The following is a 21,387-nucleotide window of genomic DNA, read 5'->3' on the forward strand; positions in this document are numbered from 1 at the left end:
ATCAACGACGGGGAGAGATGGTGTAATTGAAACTGGAAGTGGAGAGCATGTTGTAAGTCGTGGTGCCATTGATGAGTTCCACATTGATTGAAACGCTCTCGTTGGTCGGCGTGGTGGTGGCTGATTCCGTCGAGAAAATTGGATGATAGTTGGATGTTCCCGGAATGGCGCGACCGCGCGCGCTCGAAGCCAGCACACGGGTGCCGGCGTAAGCGGGCGTGGCCTTGAGGTTCACTGCGTTTACGAGATCCTGTAATGAGGTGGTATTGGAGTCGCCCAAATCACGTTCATAGAAACGGACTGGCGCGACTTCTTTGACGTTTGTCTGAGTCATGTTGCCGGAAGTGTCGCCTTTCACCACGCGATAACAGATTTTGAATTCTTTCACCGGCGCGTTGTCGGCGAGTGAAGTTCGCGTTACCAGCAGGAGACAGTCGCCCTCGGCGAGATAAGTATCAAAACTGTCGGCGGCGAGCGCGGAGATGTCATTTACGAAATCGACCGATCCATCGAATTTCTCGTAGGTTGGGAAAACGTAAAACTCAGTCGAATCGACCGTTTCCTTCGCAATTTGTGCGGTAAAATTCCGAAGCGTGGCATTGGTGATGAGGCGCTGGCGGTCTTTATACATGGTCTTCAGTCCCATCGTAAAAGTGGTGAGTAGCATGCCAATGAACAGAGCGGTAATCGTCATGCTAATCATGACCTCCGTGACGGTGAAGCCGCGGCGACTTGAGAAGGTTTTAAAGGCTGGCGATTTCATTGGTCGAAACGGGTGCGCAGGAATACTTCGCGGTCGCGAATGATGCGGGTGGTGCGGCCATCTTTCACGGTGTAGGTGTAAATCATCGTGATGCGGCGGACCTCATTAGCGTCGCGGCCGGCGTTGGGGATTTCATCAATCCAAATCCAGACGTTCATAGTGAGAGATTGAGAAGTTGTGCCAGAAACCGTGGACAACGGAAGCGGCCCGATGAGATTATCGATAGCCCCCAAACTCGTCGCGGTAGCCGTTGGCACTGGCAAACCGAGCGGCGCGTGCGGATCCGGCGTGCCTGTCGCAGAGGCAGGAGAATAAACAACGCGCAGCCAGGTGACCTGATCCTGATTGAGCCGCACCCGCACATAAGGCGGGGACTTGGCTAAACCTCCCGCTAACGGATACGAGTCCTCAGTGGATTGATCCGGGTCGATTGTGTCACTGGGCATGAGCGTGACATAGTCCATGCCCTTCATTTGTTCGAGGATACCGTAAACCAAGCTCGTCGCCGCAGCATGGAGAACACTGCTTTCGGTCAGACGGCGGGACTGAACAAAACTCCCAAGAAATCCCAAAGCCACTAGCGAGAGAATCGCCATTGAGAACATGACTTCCACGAGCGATACGCCCCGCTGAGAACGTTTGGCGACGTCAGTCTGTGCACTGAAACCGGATGTCTCCAATGGGAAATTACTTGGGCGAAGATTCATGAGGTTTCAGCAGTATCTCATACCGCCTGATTTCGCGCTACAGGCTTTCGGCCCTAGCGGAGCGAAAATAGCGTAAAATCCGCCGTCTTAGTCCTCGTGACTGGCTTCCAAATGCAAGGTCACCGCCTGCGTGCGGCGCTCGATGTTTAGCTTTGTGAAAATGGCCGCGAGGTAGTTTTTCACGGTCTTCTCGGTTAAGCCCATTTGGAGGCCGATGGCTTTGTTGGTCAGCCCGTCGGCGAGCAAAGCGACTACGCGGCGTTCTTGTGCGGAAAGCCGCGCGAGCTTTTCGGCGGCGCCGCTGGTTGGCGTGATCGTGCTTTTTGGCGGCAGTGCCGCATCGATGACTGAGGCGCCGGCGGCGGTCTCGCGAAGTGCTTTGGCCAACGTGGCACCGTCGTTGTCTTTAAGCAGATACCCGTTTGCGCCGGCCTGCAGTGCATTTTGCACGTGGCGCTCGTTGCTGCTCGAAGTGAGCATAAGGATGCGGGTGCGCGTGCCTTGGCTGCGCAGTTCGCGACACACCTCGACGCCCGATTTGTCGGGCAAATTAAAATCGAGCAGCACGACGTCGGGATTCGTTTGAAAGGCGAGGCGCACGCCGTCGGCGGCGTTGGCTGCGTCGCCGATGATTACGATGTCGGCATAGTCTTCGAGCGCGCTGCGTAGGCCGAGTTTGATCAACGGGCTGTCGTCGATCAGCAGCACGCGAATCGATTTCGCTGAATGCGCGGCACTCATGCAACTGGGGTGCGAATCGCGGGCAACGTTAGCAAAAGGCGCGTGCCCTGACCGGGCGCGGATTCGATCAGGAGACTGCCGCCGAGAGCCACGGCGCGGCTTTGCATGTTCGTCAGTCCGTGGCCCTTCGAGGTCGCGCTCTGATTTGGTGCGGCATGAAAACCGGAGCCGTTGTCCTGGAGCGACAACGCAATCTCGTCGTCGGTCGAGGCGGCGCGAATCGTAATGTGAGACGCGTGGCCGTGACGCAGGCTGTTGCTGATGCCTTCGCGGAGAATGTTGAGTAATTCGGCGACGTGTTCGGGTGCGATCTTGGCCGCAGCATCGTCATCGATGCGGGCTTCGATTTTCACACCGTCGCGCGCGGTGAATGTTTCCACGAGCGCCCGTAGTGCGGATTCAAACGACTGGCTGCGCACGCCCGCCGGTTCGAGGTCCTGCAAGTAAGCACGCACTTCTTGATTCACGCGTTTTAACTCCGCCATGCACTGGTCGACCCGTGCGCTCAGTTCTGGCGCGAGCGTGTTTTTTTTCTGCACGCTTTCGAGGGTGAGGCATACCGCGTAGAGGGTCTGGCAAATATTGTCATGTAACTCCCGGCCAAGGCGCACGCGTTCGTCGAGGGATCGATCCAGCAAGGTGCGGTTAACCTCGAGGTTTTCCTCCACGCGATGCCGCGCCTGTTGCTCGAGTTTGAGCGCCTGCGTGCGTTCGTGCGAAAGCTTGGCGAGCTGCTCCATGCCGGTGGCTTGCGCGCGCGCGATGGGCCACGGTGGACGCGACGAGCGGTCTTCTTTTTGACGGCGTGAGACGCCCGCGATCAGCAAGCCGAACGCAAACAGCAGCGGGCACAACAAAAGCAGTCCCACGGTCACGCGGTGATATACCGTGAGCAACTTGCTCGCGGCCGGTGCGGGAAACGAAATAGTCGCGGTCAAATTTCCTTTCGAAGTGTGCTCGAAACTGAGCCGCCGATCATCGCTGCGTTCGGCCCCAGGTTGGCGGTTCGCCGTTGCGGTGGCACCGATCGATTCGGCGACAGCTTGTAACTCGGTAAAAGAGAGTTCCGGGCTAAGGCGCCGCGCATCGAGCGCGCGCTGAAATTGGTGCTGCTTCGTCTCAATCGCAGCTTGGTTGAGCGCGCGCAACTGGCCTTGGGTTTGTTTTTGGAGCCGGTTCTGCAAAAACAGGGCCCCGACAACAAAGCCCACCAAAAGCGCCGCGTAAACGGCGATGCGCGAAAGTGAATGCATGAAACAGCCACATGAGAACCTTTCTGCGCCCGCACGTCAAAACCTTCGACAAACGCGCCGGCGCGACTAGATTTTCGGTTCTTTATGGAGTCATTCTACATCACAACCGCCATCGACTACGTGAACGGTTCGCCGCACTTGGGCCACGCCTACGAAAAAGTGCTGACCGACGTCATTGCCCGTTTCCGGCGGCAGATGGGGGACAAAGTTCATTTTCTAACCGGCACAGACGAACACGGCCAAAAAGTGCAGGCGAGCGCCAAGAAACGCGGCATCCCGCCGCAACAGTTCGCCGACGAGGTGAGTGCGGAATTCCAGGCGCTGTTGCCGAAGCTCACGATCTCCAACGACGATTTTATCCGCACGACGCAGGAGCGTCACAAAAAAGTTGTCCGTCAGATCCTCCAGCAACTGTTCGACAAAGGCGAAATCTACAAAGCGGAATACAAGGGCTTTTACTCGACGCGTCAGGAACAATTTCTCCAGGAAAAAGACCGCAACCCTGACGGCACGTGGCCGGAGATTTTTGGCGAAGTCACCGAAATTGTCGAAGCCAACTACTTCTTTAAACTGAAGCAGTATCAGGACTGGCTCGTGGAGTTCCTTACTAAGAACGAAAATTTTATTTTCCCTGCGTATCGTCAAAAACAAGTCGTCGAATTCCTCAAGGAACCGCTCAACGACCTTTGCATTTCGCGCCCGAAAGAGCGCCTGGAGTGGGGCATCTCGTTGCCATTTGACGAAGACTACGTGACCTACGTGTGGTTCGACGCGTTGTTGAACTACTACGCCGCCGTCATCGATCAGCCAGACATTTGGCGTGAGGCGCATCACGTTATCGGCAAAGATATCCTTGTGCCGCCGCATGCGGTTTACTGGCCGATCATGTTGCACGCGGCCGGACTGCCGATTCCGAAACAGCTGATCGTCCACGGTTGGTGGATGCAGCGCGGCGCGAAAATGTCCAAGAGCACGGGCAACGCGCTCAACCCGCTCGACCTCGTCGCGGAATTCGGCGCGGATGCGTTTCGCTATTTCCTGATTCGCGAGATGAATGTCGGTCAAGACAGCGATTTCACGCGCGAGCAGTTCCTCGTGCGTTACAACAGCGAACTCGCGAACAATCTCGGGAATCTCGTCAACCGCACGCTCAACATGACCACGCGTTTTGCGGGCGGCGTTTTGCCGGCGGCCGAAGTCGAAGAGGACTTGGAGAAAAATCTCCGCGCACTCTGGGAAAAGACATCAGCCGAACTCATTCCGTTGTCGGAAGGCTTTCAGTTTCACACTGCGCTCGAACGCGCGATGGTTTTCCTTACGGAGACTAACGCTTACATCGAGAAGCGCGCGCCGTGGAAACTTGGCAAATCCACCGAGGAAAAAGACCAGGCGTTGCTGCGCACATCGCTTGCGACGATGGCCGAAGCCCTGCGTCTCGCGGTCGCGGCGATGCAGCACGTGATTCCGACTTCGGCTGCGAAGATCAACGCCGTGCTCGGTTATACGCCCGGCGCGGTCTGGCGCGACGAACTCGTGTGGGGTCGCAAGCTCAACGGCGCGAAAGGGGAATCGACGCTCGTATTGTTTCCGCGTCCGCAACCTCCAGAGAAAGCGCCCGCTCCTGCGAAATCGTGAAGACGCTGCCGGTCAACCCGACCGAGAATGCCACGCCGGAATCGCTGCACGCGTTTCTCACGCAGTGTCGTGCGGTGGCGATGTCGGCGGGTCGTCCGCAGTTAATTAGTATTTCGCTGGCGGTCGACGCGCTTGATCCGCTCGCGGTGCTCGAATCGATTTTCGAGCCGGAAGAATTGCACTTCTACGCGGAGCGCCCCGACCTCGACAGTGCAATCGCGGGCGCGGAAACCGCGCTCATTTTTGAAAGCGCCGGCGCGACGCGTTTTGCCGATGTGCAAAAGTGGATCGATGACACGTTGGAAAACACGATCGCGATCGGCGCGGTGGACGCGCCGTTTGGCGGGCCGCATTTTTTCACGGCGTTTGCCTTTCTCGACCAAGCGGAGCCGGCGGACCCTTTCCCGGCGGCACGGGTCTTCGTGCCGCGTTGGCAGGTGTCGCGCGCCGGAAATGTCACCACCGCCGTGGCCAACTTCGTGGTCGCGCCCGACGCTGATCTGCTCGCGCTGTCCGAGCGGGTGTGGCGCGCGCATCAGAAATTCAACAGCTTCGGTTATCAGGAAGTCGTGGAGCCGAGCGAACAAAAGCCCGCACGACTTGCCGTGCGTGAAGCCGGCGATTACCGCGCCGCTGTCGCGCGCGGGCTAGCCCAGATCGAATCGGGCAAATTCACGAAAATCGTGCTCGCTCGGGCCAAAGAAATCAGCGCCGACCAAGCGTTGCATCCGTTGCAGATGCTCAACGGCTTGCGGCAACGTTTTCCCGATTGTTACGCGTTCTCGTTGGCTAACGGCAAGGGCCAGAGTTTCATCGGTGCGAGTCCCGAGCGACTCGTGCGCGTGAGCAAAGGCGTGCTCGAAACCGAAGCGCTGGCCGGATCGATCCGTCGTGGAAGCAGCGCGAGCGAAGATTCTGCTTTGGCGGCGACGTTGTTGCGCAGCGAAAAGGATTTGCGCGAACACCAGTTCGTGCTCGAAGCGATCACGACGCGGCTGACTATGCTGGGTCTGAAACCGGAGTTCGCTGCGCACCCCGGGTTGCGGCGGCTGGCGAACGTGCAGCACCTGCACACGCCCATCCGCGCTGCGCTCGGCGACTCGGTGCGTTTGCTGCAAGCGTTGGCTTGGCTGCATCCGACGCCGGCCGTGGGCGGCGCTCCGCAGTCCGACGCGGTTCCGCACATTCGAGGATTGGAAGGTTTTTCGCGCGGCCTTTATGCCGGCGCGATCGGCTGGGTGAATTCACGGGGTGGCGGGGAATTTTTTGTCGGCTTGCGTTCGGCGTTGGTCGACGGCGCGACGGCGCGACTTTACGCGGGCGCGGGGATTGTGGCGGGTTCAACGCCGGAGAAGGAGTTTGCCGAGACGGAATTGAAGTTTAAAGCCATGCTCGACGCCCTGACCACCGCATGAGCCGATCCAAAGAAATCCCGCTCGATTATCGCAACACGAACAGCCTGTGGGGCAGCGTGCTGGTGGAAACACTGTATCGACTCGGAGTGCGTCACGCGGTGATTTCTCCAGGTTCGCGTTCGACCCCGCTGACGATGGCGTTTGCGCGGCATGCGGGGTTTGAATCGATTCCCGTGTTGGATGAGCGCTCGGCGGGATTTTTTGCGCTCGGTCTTGCGCGCCGGCGGGGAGAACCCGTCGTGTTGCTGTGCACGAGCGGCACGGCCGGAGCTAATTATTTTCCTGCAGTTATTGAAGCACAGGAAAGCGCGGTGCCGTTGATCGTGATCACCGCGGATCGCCCGCCAGAGATGCGCGAATGTCGTTCGGGGCAGACAATCGATCAGCAGAAAATTTTTGGAGCGCACGTGAATTTCTATCACGAGTGCGCGGTGCCAGTGGCGAGCGTAAGCATGCTGCGCTATCTCCGGCAGACCGTCGCCCACGCCTGTGAGCGGGCGCAGTGGCCCTATGCGGGGCCGGTTCATTTAAATGCGCCGTTTCGCGACCCTTTGCCGCCGATTGAAGACGGCACGGCCGGCGTGTTGAGGGGCACTTTCGACGAGCAGAGATTTTTCTCGGGCCTCAGCGCGACTCAGTTAACGAGCACCTCTGCAGATAGAATTACCCTGCGCGGTCGCGGCGTGATTGTCGCAGGCCAATACCGTCCAGAGAATGCCGAACGCTATGCGCGGTGCGTGGGAAAGTTATCCGCCAAGCTGGGCTGGCCGGTGCTCGCGGATACTTTGTCGCCGCTGCGTAACCACGCGAAACTCGTGCCGAATTTGGTGACGGCATATGATGTGATCGCCCGCTCGGAAGGGTTGATGAAAACTCTGCAGCCCGAGCATGTGCTGTGTCTGAACGACTGGCCGTTGAGCAAGGCGCTGCGTCATTGGGTGCAATCGTCCGACGTGGAGGTCACTTTTGTGCGCCCTCATGTGCATAATCCTGACGCGTTGCACGCGCGCACGCGACTGGTGCGTGGTTCGGTGGAAACCGTTGCGTCGACGATCGCCGCGCAAAAAAAGGACTCGGCGTGGCTCGCGGCGTGGGCGCTAGCTGAGAAAAAAGCCACGCGCACGCTGCGCAACGCACTCACCCGCACGGATTGGTTGTTTGAAGGCAAGGCGAGTGCACTGCTGCCTAACCTGTTGCCGGCTTCGACTACGGTGTTCGTGGCGAACAGCATGCCGGTGCGGGATTTCGATTATTTCTGGCCCGCGAATGATCGCGGCCACGAAGTGCATTGTAACCGTGGAGCCAACGGAATCGATGGCACGCTTTCGACGGCGTTGGGATTGGCGCATGCTGCCGATAAACCGGCCGTGATGGTGACGGGTGACCTGGCCTTGCTGCATGACGCGAACGGATTTCTCAGCGTGCCAAAATTTAAAGGCAGCCTGACGATTGTGCTGATCAACAATCACGGCGGCGGCATCTTCGGACATTTGCCCGTGGCGAAATTCGATCCGCCGTTCGAAGAATTTTTTGCAACGCCGCAGCAGGTTGATTTTGCGAAACTGTGCAGCGCGCACGGTGTGAAGCACCAAGTCGTGAAAGATTGGGCGCAGTTTTCGACGTTGTTGAAAAAGCTGCCGGCGCGCGGTGTGCGCGTGCTGGAACTGCGGACAGACCGCCAACGCGACGCGACGTATCGCGGCGAATTGTTTGCGTCGGCGGTGAAAGCTGCCGAGCGCGCGTAATGTTTACAACTGGATCGGCATGCCGACTTCGATGATCTGCATCGGCGGCAGCTGATAGTAATCGCGGACTTGCCGCGCGTTGCGGCTGAGGAAGGCGTAGAAATGTTTCTGCCACTCGAACATCTTGGTGTCGCCACCGGTGATGATCATTTCGCGATTAAAGTAATACGTCGTTTCGTTCAGTTTGATCGGCACGCCGGAACCGCGCACGTTGTCCATGAGCGAGGAGACGTCGGGCGATTCCATGAATCCATAGCGACCGATCGCGCGCCACACGCCGTTGCCGATTTCGTTCACCGTAAAACGCTCTTCATTATCCACCGTGGGCACGTCTTCCGTGGTGATGCTGAGCAACACGACGGTTTCATGGAGCACCTTGTTGGCTTTGACGTGATGCAGCAAGACGAGCGGCGTGCCGGTGGGATTGCCTGCCATGAACACGCCGGTGCCCCGGACGCGCGTGAGGTGGTCGCTCTCGGCGATGTCGCGCAGTTCGTTTTCGGTGATCTCGTTGGCGTAGATGCGGCGGAAGATTTCGGTCTTGCCGGTTTTCCACGTGTGCATCACCGCGAGCAAAGTCAGCGCGATGACGATCGGGAGCCAGCCGCCGTCGGCAAATTTATGCGCGTTGGAAGCGAGGAACGAACATTCGATGGAAAAGAAAAGCAGGCCGAGCGGCGCGATTTGCCACCAGCGCCAACGCCAACGCACGCGCGTCATCCGGAAAAACGCCAGCGTGGTGACGAGCATCGTGCCGGTCACGGCGATGCCGTAAGCCGCCGCGAGATTCTGGCTGGAGCCAAATGCGAGCACGACGTAGATCGACCCGAGCGCGAGGGAGATATTCACGAGCGGCACGTAGATCTGGCCGGAGTGGAACGCGTTCGTGTAAAGAATTTTCAAGCGCGGAAAATAGCCGAGTTGAATCGCCTGGCGCGTGAGTGAGAACGTGCCGGAGATGAGCGCCTGACTCGCAACGACTGCCGCCGCGATGGATAGCCCGATTAGCATCAGTCGAGGCATGCCGTCCGGCGCGAGTTCGAAGAAAAGATTTTCGATGGCCGCGGGATGCTTTAACGCATACGCGCCCTGGCCGAAGTAATTCAAAAGCAACCCCGGAAAAGCCACGCCATACCACGCGATCGAAATGTATCGGCGACCGAAATGTCCCATGTCGGCGTAGAGAGCTTCCGCGCCGGTGACCGCGAGCACCACGGCGCCGACGATGATGGCGGCGTTGGCCGGATGCGTGTAGAGAAGAGTGTAGCCGTGCCACGGATTGAGCGCGCGCAGGATGTCGGGATTCTCAATAATGTGGACGAGGCCAATGCCTCCGATGGTCACAAACCAGATCAGCATCACGACACCGAAGACCCCGCCGATTGCTTGCGTGCCTTTGCGTTGAAAGAAAAACAAGCCTGCGAGAATTACGCAGGATGCGATGGGGATATACGTTTCGTAAATGGGATCGAAACTCTTCAAGCCTTCGACGGCACCCAGCACGGAGATCGCGGGCGTGATCACGCCGTCGCCGTAAAGCAGGGCCGCACCAAAGAGCATCAATAGAGTGAACCAACCTGTGCGATTAGCGCGGTTGCGGTCGAGGTGCATCAACGCGAGCAACGCGAACAATCCGCCTTCGCCGCGATTATCTGCCCGCGTGACGAACATCAAATATTTCACGCACACCACCAACGTCAGCGCCCAAAACACCAACGATAGCGCGCCGTAAACCCCGGTCACACGATCGCCTTCGGGCAACGCGGCGAGACATTCGCGCAACGCATAAAGCGGACTCGTGCCGATATCACCAAACACCACGCCGAGCGCACTCAGGGCGAGGGCAGCTTTGGCGGTCGTGCTTAATTTCCGGTCTAACGGTTGCATGAAGGCGGTCATTGTCGGGTTTGGCGCACGCACTCCAAGCAGTTTTCTCGGAAAATAGGATACAGCTTGACGCGCCAAAATGCCCCGCGCCGGCAAAAACGGTTGCCCGGCAAGCGCTTTCGACTGAAGTTGCGGCATGTCTACCGCGTGGAAAACCGTCAAAACCTACGAAGATATTCGCTACGAAAAATCGGGCGGAATCGCCAAGATCACTATTAACCGTCCCGAAAAACGGAACGCGTTTCGTCCGCTCACGGTGAATGAAATGCACGAAGCGCTACTCGATGCGCGCGAAGATCAAAAAATCGGCGTAATCCTGCTCACCGGCGCCGGCCCGGCCAAAGACGGCAAATACGCGTTCTGCGCCGGCGGCGACCAATCGGTGCGCGGCCACGGCGGGTATATCGATGGGAAAGGCGTGCCGCGCCTCAATATTCTCGAAGTTCAGAAACTGATTCGCTCGATGCCGAAAGTCGTGATCGCGCTCGTCGCGGGTTACGCAATCGGTGGCGGCCATGTGCTGCACGTGATGTGCGACCTGACCATCGCGGCTGACAACGGTATCTTCGGCCAGGTCGGACCCAAGATGGGCAGCTTCGACGGCGGCTTCGGCTCAAGTTATCTCGCCCGTCTGGTTGGCGCGAGGAAGGCTCGGGAGATCTGGTTTCTTTGCCGTCAATACAACGCGCAAGAAGCGCTCGACATGGGACTCGTTAACAAAGTCGTGCCCGTGGCTGACCTCGAAGCAGAGGGTGTCGCTTGGGCGAAAGAAATTCTTCAACGCAGCCCGCTCGCGATTCGCTGTTTGAAGTCGGCCTTCAACGCCGAGCTCGATGGTCAGAGCGGCATCCAGGAACTCGCCGGCAACGCCACGATGCTCTACTACATGACTGAGGAGGCGAAGGAGTTCATGACCGCGCAGAAAGAAAAGCGTAAGCCGAAGTCCGAGAATTTCCCCTGGCTGCCTTGAAGGGCATCGCAGCGTAACGGCTGCAAGCGCGACTTTATCCTTTGTCGCTAGCCCACACAACGAGCCAGCCGCTTTCCTTGTCCACGTAAACCATCGTCGAGGCCGCTTCGCCGGCTGCGGCGATTTGGGTCGACGAATCGGTCGCGTTTGAAGGATTCAGGAAAATAATCGCCAAGGCCGCCGCCGCCGCGATCGGAGCGCTGAGCCAAACGATCGGCGCAAGCTGGCGTTTGGGTGTGCGTCTGGCGGCGTTGCGCGTTCCGGCTAACTGGCCGCGCACTGCTTGCCATTCTTGGTCGATGTCCGGCACGGCGATGTTAGCCGTTTCCGTCTTAAGGAAAAGTGCGGACTCGACGAGCGCGGCGCGAAATTCACGACAGGCCGCACAGTCTGCCACATGCGAGGCGAGGGCGGCGTGCTGGTCTGTAGTCAGCACGCCGTCGCGTTCGGCCAGCAGTAGGGATTCAGTTTTGCGGCAGTCCACGTGAATTCCTTTTAGCGGCGGCTCACGACGTAGCCACCACGATAATCGCGCCGGTCATCACGGTCGCGGCGATCATGACGATCATACGAAACCCACACGCGTTCGTTGCGGTAATCGTAATAGCCACCGACGTAACGTTTCACTTCGCAGCCGCGGCGGTCGCGCTCGTAAACCCAGCGCGCCGGCACCCAGACTTTGACGCGGCTCTCGCGCCAGTAGCCGTCGTCGCAATGATCGGGGCCGCGGTTGACGATGACAGTCGTGCGCGCCGGTGGCGGGCAGTAAGCGTCGTCGCGGTGATTGTTGATGGCGGTGCCGACAATGACACCGCCGATGAAGCCGCCGATGGCAGCGAGCTCCTTGTTGCCCGCGTGGGCGGGTTTCGGGGCGAGGGAAAGAGCAGTAACCGTGAGCAGAGCAAGCGCAGTGATTTTGGTTTTCATGTTAACTCCAAGGTTGGGTTCATTCCTTGGGACGAAGCTCGCTGCGGTTTTATTCAAAATCTTTCAATAAATTATTAAGTGACTGATTATCAACTATCTCGTGATTAAAAGAACGGCTTGGGTTTCGCCGTTTTTATTGGCGGAACCCACCAGAAGAGTCGTGCCGCCGCCGCGCTGCACCACGTAGTCCTGACGTGCTGAGCCCCAGCGAGCTTTCACCAGCACGGTCTTGCCGTCGACGCTCTCCGTCGAGAGTTGCACGCTCTGGCCGTTTAGCGAAAGGGTCTCGTTGGCCGGCACGGCGAGCGAGGCGGAGTCTTCGCCGACGAGACGCAGACTCTCGGCGCGGAGGATTCGTTTTAAATTTCCCACATAAGCCGAAAGGCGCGGATCGATTTCGCCTTTTTCGCTGGAGGCACTGACGAGCAGGCCGCGCACGCTGACTTGTTCGGCCGCGTGCAGGGAAAAACTCACTCCGCACAGCGCGGCGAGAATGAGAACGAGTCGAATGGTTTTCATGGTTTGGCTCCTAGTTTTTGCGCCAGCAATCGGCGCGCGTGATAAAGTCGGGACATGACCGTGCCAGTGGGAAGATCGCTGACTTTCGCGATTTCCTCGTAAGAAAGGCCCTCGATTTCGCGCAAGGCAAGCACGGCGCGCATCTTCGGCGGCAGGGTATCGAGGGCGTCCTTCAATTGCTGCACGCGCTCGCTACCTTCAGTTTGGTCCCGGGCAGTTTCTTCGGTCGAGGGTTCCGGCACGGATTTGATTTCGGCATCCTCAATCGAGAATGGGAGGAATTTATCGAACCAACGGCGATTTTTCCGCAAGTGATCAAGCGAACGGCGCGTTGCGATGGTATGCAGCCACGTGCTGAATTTGGAATCGCCGCGAAACTTCGGCAGTTCGCTCCACACTTTTACCCAGATCTCCTGGCAAAGGTCGCGCGCGTCGGCCTCGTTGCGCACGATGGAATACACGAGACGAAACGTGCGCTCGTAATTTGCCTTCATCACTGCGCCAAACGCCGCTTCGTCACCCGACTGTGCACGGCGCAGCAATTCGGAATCGGTTTCTTCGGGAAGCGGCGCAGTTGCGGACACGGGAGGCGGGGAACGACAGGCAGACGCTCAGGACGGTTCCCAAGTAACGCGCGCATCGAGCGGCAGATCGAGGTGAATCAGGCTGCGATTGAGCGCGGCGTCATTCGGCGAACGCAGGCAAAAGGAGTAGGCCTCGCCGAGGGCAATGTGACTGGACAGATTTTCGTCCATCAAGGTGTGGTAAAGCGCGCGCGCGGGCACGGTGCGTTGAGCTGGCACGAAAGCGACTTCGCCCAGTCGCAAGGCGCCTTCGTCGGTGGCGAGCAACTGATCGAGTAGTTTCGCGCCCGTGCGCGCGTGAGCGGCGACCACGCGACCGGCTTTAAATTCCAGCTCGATGCCTTCGATCACGCTGCCCGCGTAATGCACGGGATGCGCAACGCGGATTTGCCCATGCGCGGAATCTTTGTGAGGTAAGGTGAAAACTTCCTCCGTGGGCAAATTCGCGACGAAGCAATGCCCGAATTTGGTGCGCAATTGTGCGGTGCGCCATTCATGCTCCGGAGGCAAATCCACGCTAAGATTTGTGCCTTCGCCTACGTAACGCATTTTCGTGTGGCGACGCTGATTCAAATCAGTGCGAAGCGCGGCGAGCGAATCGAGGTGGGCGGCCCACGCGACGATCGGGTCAATCGAGTCTACACGCAGAGCTGCAAATACGTCCTGCCAGAGCGCTTCGAGCCGTTGTTCCGACGGTAGATATGCATAGGCAAACTGCGCCCACGCGGGGTTCGGCGCGGGCACGGCGGTCCAGTTGGTGGCGGAGCGAGCCAGTTGATGCGCGATTGGCCCAAATTGTTCGCTGCTGATGCGTCGTAATTCCGCCACATCCTCGGCGCTCAAGCCGTCGAAGAGCTTCGGTTGACTGCCGATTAGGAAGAGCAGCGCGTCGCCGTTTTGCACGTAGCGCTCCATCTTGCGCGCATTGTCGGTGGTGAGTTGGGCGAAGCCGTGCCAATCTTGTCGCACAATGAATTCGCGCAGTCGCGCGCCGTCGCCCCAGATAATTTCCGTCGGGCAGCCGGCGACGGATTTGACCGCGTTCACAATTACTTCAGCACTGCGCGCGACACCTTGCAGTTCGTAGGGCTCGGTGATGAGCAGACGCTGGCCGCGTTGCAGGTTTAACCCGACGCGCACGATGACTTCGGCAAACGTGCGTAGACGAGATTCGAAATCTGCGAGCATTCGGGTCAGGCGAGCTTGAATCGCTCAACGATGAGTTTCGCGGCCTCGATTGGCTGCACCTCGTCGGTGTCGATGCGCAACTCAGTGCGCGGGATCGTCGGTGTTAGAAAAACACCCGCGTTGCGCAATTTTCGATAGAGACCCAAGTCCGTGAGTTTTTTAAACTGTTGGCGTTGCTTCGAATCTATCCGGGACTCGATGGACTGTTCGCTCGCGGTCACTTCGATCGAATAAAGCGTCACGCCACGCAGTGTAAGATCCGTGAAGAGCCAGTCGATGAACGCTTGTGGCACCGAGTTTTCGGGGTTGAACGTGAAGATCGTATCATGCGCCATCGCATTGAAATGTTCACGCCACATGCGGTCACGCAGTCCGATGAACTCTGGCGTGCCGAATGCGTGCGCCTTCAACACTTCGTCCACGGCGAGGTGGTTGTGATATAGCTCAATTCCCGTGAGCGCGGACAACTCGCGTGCGACGGTGTATTTGCCGGCGGCTGCTGGCCCGTAGAGGAAAATCAGTTTCATAAAAAAGCCGGCGGGCACGAAGCTCGCCGGCTGAAAAGTTAAACTGGCGGTGGCTTACTTGCCGAGTGATTTGCGCAAGTCGTCGAGCTGGCCGGCGGAACCGAGCAACACGTTACGGCTGGCGATGAATTTCGCGTATTCCTGGATGAAGATCTTGCCCGGCGGGCGGAAATCGAACTCGGAAGGCTTGTCGCGGAAGAACTCGCGGTGCACGCGCGTCCAGACGAGGCGGCCATCGGTATCGATGTTGATCTTGGTGACGCCGAGTTTGGCGGCCGGTAGGTATTCGTTCACATCAACACCGACGGAATCCTTGATGATGCCACCGGCAGCGTTGATGCGGGCGACTTCGTCCTGCGGAACGGAAGATGAGCCGTGCATGACGAGCGGGAAGCCAGGGACGAGCGCCTTGATTTTTTCGAGCACGTCGAAGTGCAGCGATTGTTTGCCTTTGAATTTGAAGGCGCCGTGCGAAGTGCCGATGGCGCACGCGAGCGAGTCGCACCCGGTGAGCTTGATGAATTCCTGCGCTTCCTTCGGGTCGGTGAGGGTGGCGTGACCGTCTTCAACTTTGATGTCTTCTTCGACGCCGCCGAGCATGCCGAGTTCGGCTTCAACCGAGATGCCTTTCGCGTGGGCGCGATCGACGACGCGTTTGGTGATCTCGACGTTCTTTTCGAACGGATCGTGCGAGGCGTCGATCATGACCGAGCTAAAGAAGCCGGAATCGATGCAGTCGTAGCAAGTGGCTTCGTCACCGTGATCGAGGTGCACCGCGAAGATGGATTCAGGGAAAATCTCTCCGGCCGCGCGGATGATGGCTTCGAGCATGCGCTTATCGGTGTAGCTGCGTGCGCCCTTGGAAATTTGAATGATGAACGGGGCTTTCGAATCAATCGCGCCCTTGAACAAGCCCATTGCTTGCTCGGCATTGTTGATGTTGTAGGCACCGACGGCGTATTTTCCGTAGGCGTGTTTGAAGAGCTGGGCGGTTGTGACGATCATAAGAGAAGTGCGCGAGACTTAGCCCGCGCGCTAATGCCGCCACAAGCCTATTGTTGGCATGTGACAGTGTGCGCGAATCCTCCGAATGGGTGAGCGCCAAACCGAATGACACGTATTACATGTCATTCGCCTGGAAACCGAAACCGGAGGAAGCTTGAACTTAGCGCGGGGGGAACTCGAACTCCGCTTTGTCCTGTTTTTGCGAAAGGATGAGGTAGGCGCTGAATTTGTTGCCGCGCTTCGAAACGAAATTCTCGATCAAGTTCGATCGGCCTTCGGTCAGTAGGCGCTTCACTTCATCGGCTGGAATTTCAACTTCGCAAATCGTTTTGGCGACCTTGAACACCTGGCGGTTGTCCTGATCGGGTTTGCGGACGTAGTAAGCGTCGCCGAGCTCCACGAGTTCACCGGCTGGGGTTTTACTTTCGCCGATGACTTTGGCCTTGGAGAGATCAGCTTTGGCCTTCGCTTTGCGAACGATGGGATTGCCGTCTTTGTCGAGTTTCGCGGCGCGCGGCGGGAATTCCCACGAGATGCGTTCGCCTTCTTTTTTGAGAAACGCGTCGAACGGGCGGCCTTTCTTGGAGATGAACCCCTTGATGAGATCGGACTTTCCTTCGCCGACGATCTTGATCGCTTGCTCAGCCTCGATTGGCTTTTGGCAGAGAATCTGGCCGAGGCGGAATGTTTGCTTCCAGCCTTCGCCGTCGCGTTCGCGCACAATCCAGCTGCTGCCGTTTTTGCAAAGTTGCGCGCCGGTCTTTTCGTCCGTCCACACTGGTTCGAGCGTGCCCAGGTCGGCTTTGTCGCCGAAATCGAATTCGGTTTTCCACTTCTTCGTGGTGATCTTCTTCTTCGTTTCTTCGACGAGCGAAATCTTGAGCAGCGCGGAGAAACGATTGCGCGTTTTCGCGGAAATGAAGCCGTCGAGCGGGCCGACTTTGCCCGTCGTGACGAGTTCTTTGACCTCGGATTCTTCCATGCGACGACCGCCGATGATCTTGTAGATCATGAATTCGCCGTCTTCAGATTTGTAGCCGCGCAACGTCTCGCGCAGCGGCTTACCATCGGTCGGCGAGGGGATGTCGGTGACGCGCGCAACGGAGTCGTCTTCCTCGAAACCTTTAACGCGCTCCACGATGCCTTTCGTCTCGGCGACGATGCCGGCCATGAATTTCTCGCGCGAGAATTTGCCCTGTTCCATCAAGCGGAGCTGATGCTCCCATTCGCCCGTCATCGCGGGGCTGGTGATGTCGGTAGCTTTGACCGCAGTGAGGAATTGAATGAGCTGCTCGGCCTTCGTGCTCGGCACGAGTTCGCGCTGATTGCGATCGACGTATTTCTGATAAATAAGCCCGTCGATCGTGTCGGCGCGCGTCGCCGGTGTGCCGAGTCCGCGTTCCTTCATGGCTTCGGCGGCGTCTTCGTCTTCGACGAGCTTACCGGCGGTTTCCATCGCGGAAAGCAGCGTGGCTTCCGTGTAACGCGGTGGCGGCTTCGTGGTTTCGGTGTGGAGCGTCGCTTCGACGGTTTTGGCTTTGTTGCCGTCTTCCTTGCTGAGCGCGGGCAATGCTTTGCCGTCGCCGGAAGCGCCTTCGTCTTCGACAGCGGTTTTGCCGTAAACTTCCAGCCAGCCCGGCGAGGTGAGCACTTTACCTTCGGTTTTAAACGCGTGCACGCCGACTTTGCTGACTCGCGTGGTGACATCGAATTCCGCTGCGGGATAAAACGCGGCGATGAAGCGGCGCGCGACCATGTCGTAGATTTTGGCCTCGGCTTCATCGAGATTCTTGGCCTCGGAAGCGGTCGGGATAATCGCGAAGTGATCGCTGACCTGCGCGTTGTTGAAAATGCGTTTGTTGAATTGCACCCAGTTTTGGTCGAGCGCCTTCGCGGCGAGCGACTGCAAGTTGCCTTCGAGCGCGCCGAGCGTCTGGCGCACGGTCGGAAGGTAATCTTCCGGCAGCGCGCGCGAGTCAGTGCGCGGGTAGGTGAGCATCTTGTGCTTTTCGTAGAGCGCCTGCGCGATTTGCAGCGTGCGCTTCGCCGAGAAACCGAAACGACCGTTCGCCTCGCGTTGCAGCGTGGTCAGATCGTAGAGACGCGGAGAGATTTGCGAACTGGCCTTCTTTTCCTCGGAAACCACGGCCATCGGCTGGCCTTGGCAGGCGGTCTGCACGGCTTCGGCGGCGGCTTGGTTCCAGAGACGATCGATGCGGTCGTGTTCGTCGTCGCTCTTCTTATAGTCAGCGCGTTGGTAGAGGCCTTCGTAGCTGCCTTTCGCGATGTCGAATTTTGCGGTGACGCGCCAGTAGCCACGCGGCACGAAATTGCGGATTTCCAACTCGCGGGAATAAACGATTGCGAGCGTCGGCGTCTGCACGCGGCCAACGGACGCCACGTTGCCGGCGCGCGAACCAAACATGCGCTTGGTGAGTGCGCGCGTGCCGTTGATGCCGATAAGCCAGTCGCTCTCGCTGCGGCTGCGCGCGGCGTCGCCGAGGCCGGCCATTTCAGACGAATCGCGGAGTTTGTTGAAACCATCGCGGATCGCTTGCGGTGTCATCGACTGCAACCACAGCCGCTTCACCGGGTGCTTGTTCTTCGCGAGGATCGCGAGGTTATTGAAAATCAGTTCGCCTTCGCGGCCCGCATCGCAGGCGTTGATGACCTGGTCGATGTCTTTGCGGGAAATGAGTTTTTTCAGCTCGTCGAACTTCTTTTTCGAGTCGGCGATGGGCTTGAGTTCGAACTTCTCTGGAATGATCGGGAGGGTCTCGAGGCGCCAGAAACCGTATTTCTTCTTATCAATATCCTCGGGCATCTGCAGTTCCACGACATGGCCGACCGCCGAGGAAATGACGTATTCATCGTTCTCGTAGTGGTCGCCTTTCTTGGGGACTTTACCGAGCGCTTTGGCTAAATCAGCGGCAACAGACGGCTTCTCGGCGATGATGAGACTCTTCATGAAGGGGTCGACCCGTTACGACGCCGCGGAAGAATTTCAAGCCCTACTTTTTTAACAAATGGAAAACCCGACCGTGGAAACAGTCGGGTTTTCAGAGGGAAACGTGCCGAGTCGGCAACGTCGCGAATTATTTTACGCCTAGCTCGCCGAGGACGGCATCGAGGGCTTTGAGCAGAGCGGCGATGGTTTCGTCAGTTTCGTCGCCCATGTTCGAGATGCGGAAGGTCAGGCCCTTGAGCTTGCCGTAGCCGCCGTCGATAACGAAGCCGTGTTTTTTCAGCCCTTTGTTCAAGGCGGAGAGATCGACGTTCAACGTGTTCGCAAAACAGTTTAGCGTGACCGAACCATAGCCTTCTTTCGGGAACAGTTTGAAGCCCTTCGCGAAGGCCCAGTCCTGCACTTTTTTGTTCAGGCGAGCGTGGCGGGCGTAACGGTTTTCAAGGCCCTCGGCCTTGAAGTCTTCGAGTTTCGATTTGAGCGCGTAAATGTGCGGAATCGTCGGCGTGCTCGGCGTCATGCCGGCTTCGTGGTTCTTTTGGAATTCGACGAAGTCGAAATAATAGCCGCGCCCCGTGACGGTTTTCGCACGTTCGAGTGCGCGTTGCGAAACGGAAATCATCGCGAGGCCCGGCGGCAGCGCGAAGGCTTTTTGCGAACCGGTGAGGAGCACGTCGATACCGAGTTCGTCTTTCTTAATCGGCATCGCGCTGAGCGAACTGACGGTGTCGACGACGCTGATGACATCCGGAAATTCGCGCAGCACGGCGCTGATTGCGACGATATCGCTCATGCAACCGCAGGAGGTTTCGTTGTGGATCAGCGTGACGACGTCGTATGCGCCGGTAGCGAGTTCTTGACGCAGCGCCTCGGGATCGACCGGTTGACCCCATTCGGATTTCAAACTGCCGGCGGAGAAACCGCAGCGTTGAGCAACATCGAGCCACTTGTCGGAGAACGCGCCGTTCATGCAGCACAGCACTTTTTTCTTCGTAAGATTGCGGAGCGAACCTTCCATCACGCCCCATGCGCTGCTCGTGCTCAGGTAAACGGGATCTTTCGTGCCGAACACCGTTTGTAGGTCGGGCTGAATAGATTGATAAAGAGCGACGAAATCGGTGCTGCGATGGCCAATCATGGATTGGGTCATCGCGCGCAGCGTTTTTTCCGAGACGGCGATCGGGCCGGGAATGAAAAGTTTGTAGCTCATGGGAGGTTAGAGATGACGTCGGTGTTGCATGTGGCAAGGCCGACAGTTAGCAGTCACTTCAACTTAGGTCAGAAACGCGTCAAAATCATTTGTTCATGCCAAATCGTTGGTTCCGTCATAAAGCCGATCAATTCGAGCAGTTTGCCACTGATATTATCATGGGGCGGAGCGAGGGAACGGCGGCGGCGTTGTTCGGGGCGTTTTTGCAGGTGTGTTCCTATCTTTTTAGCGGGATTGTGCAGACGCGGCTGTGGCTTTATCGGAATCGGATTTTTCGCGACGAACCGCTCGGTTGTCTCGTCGTCGTGGTCGGTAACCTCACCGTAGGCGGAACCGGTAAAACGCCCGTCGTCGAAATGTTTGCGAAAGCGCTGCGCGATCGCGGTCGCAAGGTGGCGATTCTGTCGCGTGGCTACAAAAGTAAGGCGCCGCCGATGTGGAAGAAATGGTGGTTCTGGCTCAATCACACCGAAGAAGCGCCCCCGCGCGTCGTAAGCGACGGCGAACGCGTGCTGCTCGATTCCGAGGTGGCGGGCGACGAACCTTACATGCTCGCGCGCAATCTGCCGGGCGTGGTGGTGCTGGTGGACAAGAACCGCGTGAAGGCCGGCGCGTATGCGATCAAGAAATTCGGTTGCGACACGCTGATCCTCGATGACGGTTTCCAATATTTGCCACTGAAGGGCCGGCTGAATTTGTTGCTCGTCGATAAAACGAACCCGTTCGGAAACGGTTTTCTTTTGCCGCGCGGAATTCTGCGCGAGCCGATCAAGCATCTGAAACGAGCGTCGTATGTGTTCCTGACGAAGTCGAAAGGACGGCGCGACGAGGAACTCGAGGCGATGATTCAGAAATTCAATCCCGACGCGGAAATCATCGAGTGCGCGCACAAACCGAAATACCTGAAGCGCATCGATTCGGACGAACAGGTGCCGATGTCGTTTCTCGCGGGCAAGAAAATCGGGGCGCTGAGCGGCATTGCGGTGCCGGAAAGTTTTGAGGCATTTTTGCGCAACACTGGCGCGAAACTCGGCTACATCAAACGCTTCGCGGATCACTATCGTTTCTCGCATGAAGATTTGAAGAGCGTCTTCGAGGAGGCGATTGCGGCCGGCGTAGAGATGGTGATCACGACTGAGAAAGACGCGGTGCGCATTGAGGACGGTGAGCATTTCCCGCTGCCGTGCTATTACCTGCGCTTGGAAATTGAGATTCTGCGCGGGGCGGCGGATTTCGATGAAGCGGTGGGGAAAATCTGTTTTCCAAACGGCAAGCCGGTGAACGAGTTGGCGGGGTAGAAGCGGTTATCCTTAACCGCCTTCGGATATGCTGAAAGGACGGTCAGG

General features: G+C 58.1%; 19 protein-coding genes. 5 read left to right on the plus strand and 14 right to left on the minus strand.

The features are described 5' to 3' along the window. Position 1 precedes the first annotated feature (1 nt). The 4 genes from ACRRQW_RS17350 to ACRRQW_RS17365 form a co-directional block, all read right to left on the minus strand. Entirely contained in the window at positions 2-763 is a 762-nt protein-coding gene (locus ACRRQW_RS17350; protein WP_438482866.1) for a PulJ/GspJ family protein, read from the minus strand. Beyond that, positions 760-1,470, minus strand: coding sequence for a type IV pilus modification PilV family protein (locus ACRRQW_RS17355; RefSeq protein ID WP_438482867.1), 711 nt, complete (start codon positions 1,468-1,470; stop codon positions 760-762). The genes ACRRQW_RS17350 and ACRRQW_RS17355 overlap by 4 nt, the downstream gene beginning before the upstream one ends. An 87-nt stretch (positions 1,471-1,557) precedes the next feature. Next, positions 1,558-2,211, minus strand: a complete 654-nt coding sequence (locus ACRRQW_RS17360; RefSeq protein WP_438482868.1) for a response regulator — start codon at positions 2,209-2,211, stop codon at positions 1,558-1,560. Then, positions 2,208-3,464 carry a sensor histidine kinase gene (locus ACRRQW_RS17365; protein WP_438482869.1) on the minus strand — a complete coding sequence of 419 codons (1,257 nt, stop codon included), beginning with the start codon at positions 3,462-3,464 and terminating at the stop codon, positions 2,208-2,210. Before ACRRQW_RS17365 ends, ACRRQW_RS17360 begins: the two co-directional genes overlap by 4 nt. Before the next feature lie 84 nt (positions 3,465-3,548). Between ACRRQW_RS17365 and metG the strand changes: the two genes are divergently transcribed. Genes metG through menD form a run of 3 tightly spaced genes read left to right on the plus strand, consistent with a single transcriptional unit; the run spans position 3,549 to position 8,259 of the window. Continuing rightward, positions 3,549-5,099 carry a methionine--tRNA ligase gene (metG, locus tag ACRRQW_RS17370; protein WP_438482870.1) on the plus strand — a complete coding sequence of 517 codons (1,551 nt, stop codon included), beginning with the start codon at positions 3,549-3,551 and terminating at the stop codon, positions 5,097-5,099. Continuing rightward, positions 5,096-6,514: an isochorismate synthase gene (locus tag ACRRQW_RS17375; RefSeq protein ID WP_438482871.1), complete on the plus strand. Its 1,419-nt coding sequence runs from the start codon at positions 5,096-5,098 to the stop codon at positions 6,512-6,514. Before metG ends, ACRRQW_RS17375 begins: the two co-directional genes overlap by 4 nt. Next, positions 6,511-8,259 carry a 2-succinyl-5-enolpyruvyl-6-hydroxy-3-cyclohexene-1-carboxylic-acid synthase gene (gene menD / locus ACRRQW_RS17380; RefSeq protein WP_438482872.1) on the plus strand — a complete coding sequence of 583 codons (1,749 nt, stop codon included), beginning with the start codon at positions 6,511-6,513 and terminating at the stop codon, positions 8,257-8,259. Before ACRRQW_RS17375 ends, menD begins: the two co-directional genes overlap by 4 nt. Positions 8,260-8,262: 3 nt before the next feature. Here menD and ACRRQW_RS17385 read toward each other — a convergent pair whose 3' ends face one another. Then, positions 8,263-10,146, minus strand: a complete 1,884-nt coding sequence (locus ACRRQW_RS17385) for a potassium transporter Kup (protein ID WP_438482873.1) — start codon at positions 10,144-10,146, stop codon at positions 8,263-8,265. A 136-nt stretch (positions 10,147-10,282) separates the two neighbouring features. On the opposite strand from ACRRQW_RS17385, the gene menB reads away from it, so the two are divergent. Next, the gene (menB, locus tag ACRRQW_RS17390) at positions 10,283-11,116 is read left to right on the plus strand and encodes a 1,4-dihydroxy-2-naphthoyl-CoA synthase (RefSeq protein WP_438482874.1); all 834 of its coding nucleotides are present in this window, start codon (positions 10,283-10,285) and stop codon (positions 11,114-11,116) included. A gap of 34 nt (positions 11,117-11,150) precedes the next feature. Here the strand turns inward: menB and ACRRQW_RS17395 are convergent, their stop codons facing one another. The 9 genes from ACRRQW_RS17395 to ACRRQW_RS17435 form a co-directional block, all read right to left on the minus strand. Next, entirely contained in the window at positions 11,151-11,600 is a 450-nt protein-coding gene (locus ACRRQW_RS17395) for an anti-sigma factor family protein (protein ID WP_438482875.1), read from the minus strand. An 11-nt stretch (positions 11,601-11,611) separates the two neighbouring features. After that, on the minus strand, positions 11,612-12,043 hold the full coding sequence (locus ACRRQW_RS17400; protein WP_438482876.1) for a hypothetical protein: 432 nt from the start codon (positions 12,041-12,043) through the stop codon (positions 11,612-11,614). Between the two features lie 93 nt (positions 12,044-12,136). Then, complete coding sequence (locus tag ACRRQW_RS17405) at positions 12,137-12,562, minus strand: hypothetical protein (protein WP_438482877.1); 426 nt, start codon at positions 12,560-12,562, stop codon at positions 12,137-12,139. Beyond that, positions 12,559-13,146 carry an RNA polymerase sigma factor gene (locus ACRRQW_RS17410; protein ID WP_438482878.1) on the minus strand — a complete coding sequence of 196 codons (588 nt, stop codon included), beginning with the start codon at positions 13,144-13,146 and terminating at the stop codon, positions 12,559-12,561. The genes ACRRQW_RS17405 and ACRRQW_RS17410 overlap by 4 nt, the downstream gene beginning before the upstream one ends. Positions 13,147-13,173: 27 nt before the next feature. Then, complete coding sequence (locus ACRRQW_RS17415; RefSeq protein WP_438482879.1) at positions 13,174-14,334, minus strand: aminopeptidase; 1,161 nt, start codon at positions 14,332-14,334, stop codon at positions 13,174-13,176. A gap of 5 nt (positions 14,335-14,339) precedes the next feature. Then, positions 14,340-14,861, minus strand: a complete 522-nt coding sequence (locus ACRRQW_RS17420) for a shikimate kinase (protein WP_438482880.1) — start codon at positions 14,859-14,861, stop codon at positions 14,340-14,342. A gap of 54 nt (positions 14,862-14,915) precedes the next feature. Then, a complete protein-coding gene (locus ACRRQW_RS17425; protein ID WP_438482881.1) occupies positions 14,916-15,866 on the minus strand; it encodes a class II fructose-bisphosphate aldolase in 951 nt (316 codons plus the stop codon). Between the two features lie 160 nt (positions 15,867-16,026). Beyond that, positions 16,027-18,834, minus strand: a complete 2,808-nt coding sequence (locus ACRRQW_RS17430; RefSeq protein WP_438482882.1) for a DNA topoisomerase 3 — start codon at positions 18,832-18,834, stop codon at positions 16,027-16,029. Positions 18,835-18,961: 127 nt separating this feature from the next. Next, on the minus strand, positions 18,962-20,041 hold the full coding sequence (locus ACRRQW_RS17435; protein ID WP_438482883.1) for a pyridoxal-phosphate-dependent aminotransferase family protein: 1,080 nt from the start codon (positions 20,039-20,041) through the stop codon (positions 18,962-18,964). A gap of 95 nt (positions 20,042-20,136) precedes the next feature. Here ACRRQW_RS17435 and lpxK point away from each other — a divergent pair, with 95 nt between their 5' ends. After that, on the plus strand, positions 20,137-21,339 hold the full coding sequence (gene lpxK / locus ACRRQW_RS17440; RefSeq protein ID WP_438482884.1) for a tetraacyldisaccharide 4'-kinase: 1,203 nt from the start codon (positions 20,137-20,139) through the stop codon (positions 21,337-21,339). Positions 21,340-21,387: the final 48 nt, after the last annotated feature.

The organism is Oleiharenicola lentus, from assembly GCF_051660365.1.
Lineage (GTDB): Bacteria > Verrucomicrobiota > Verrucomicrobiia > Opitutales > Opitutaceae > Lacunisphaera > Lacunisphaera lenta_A.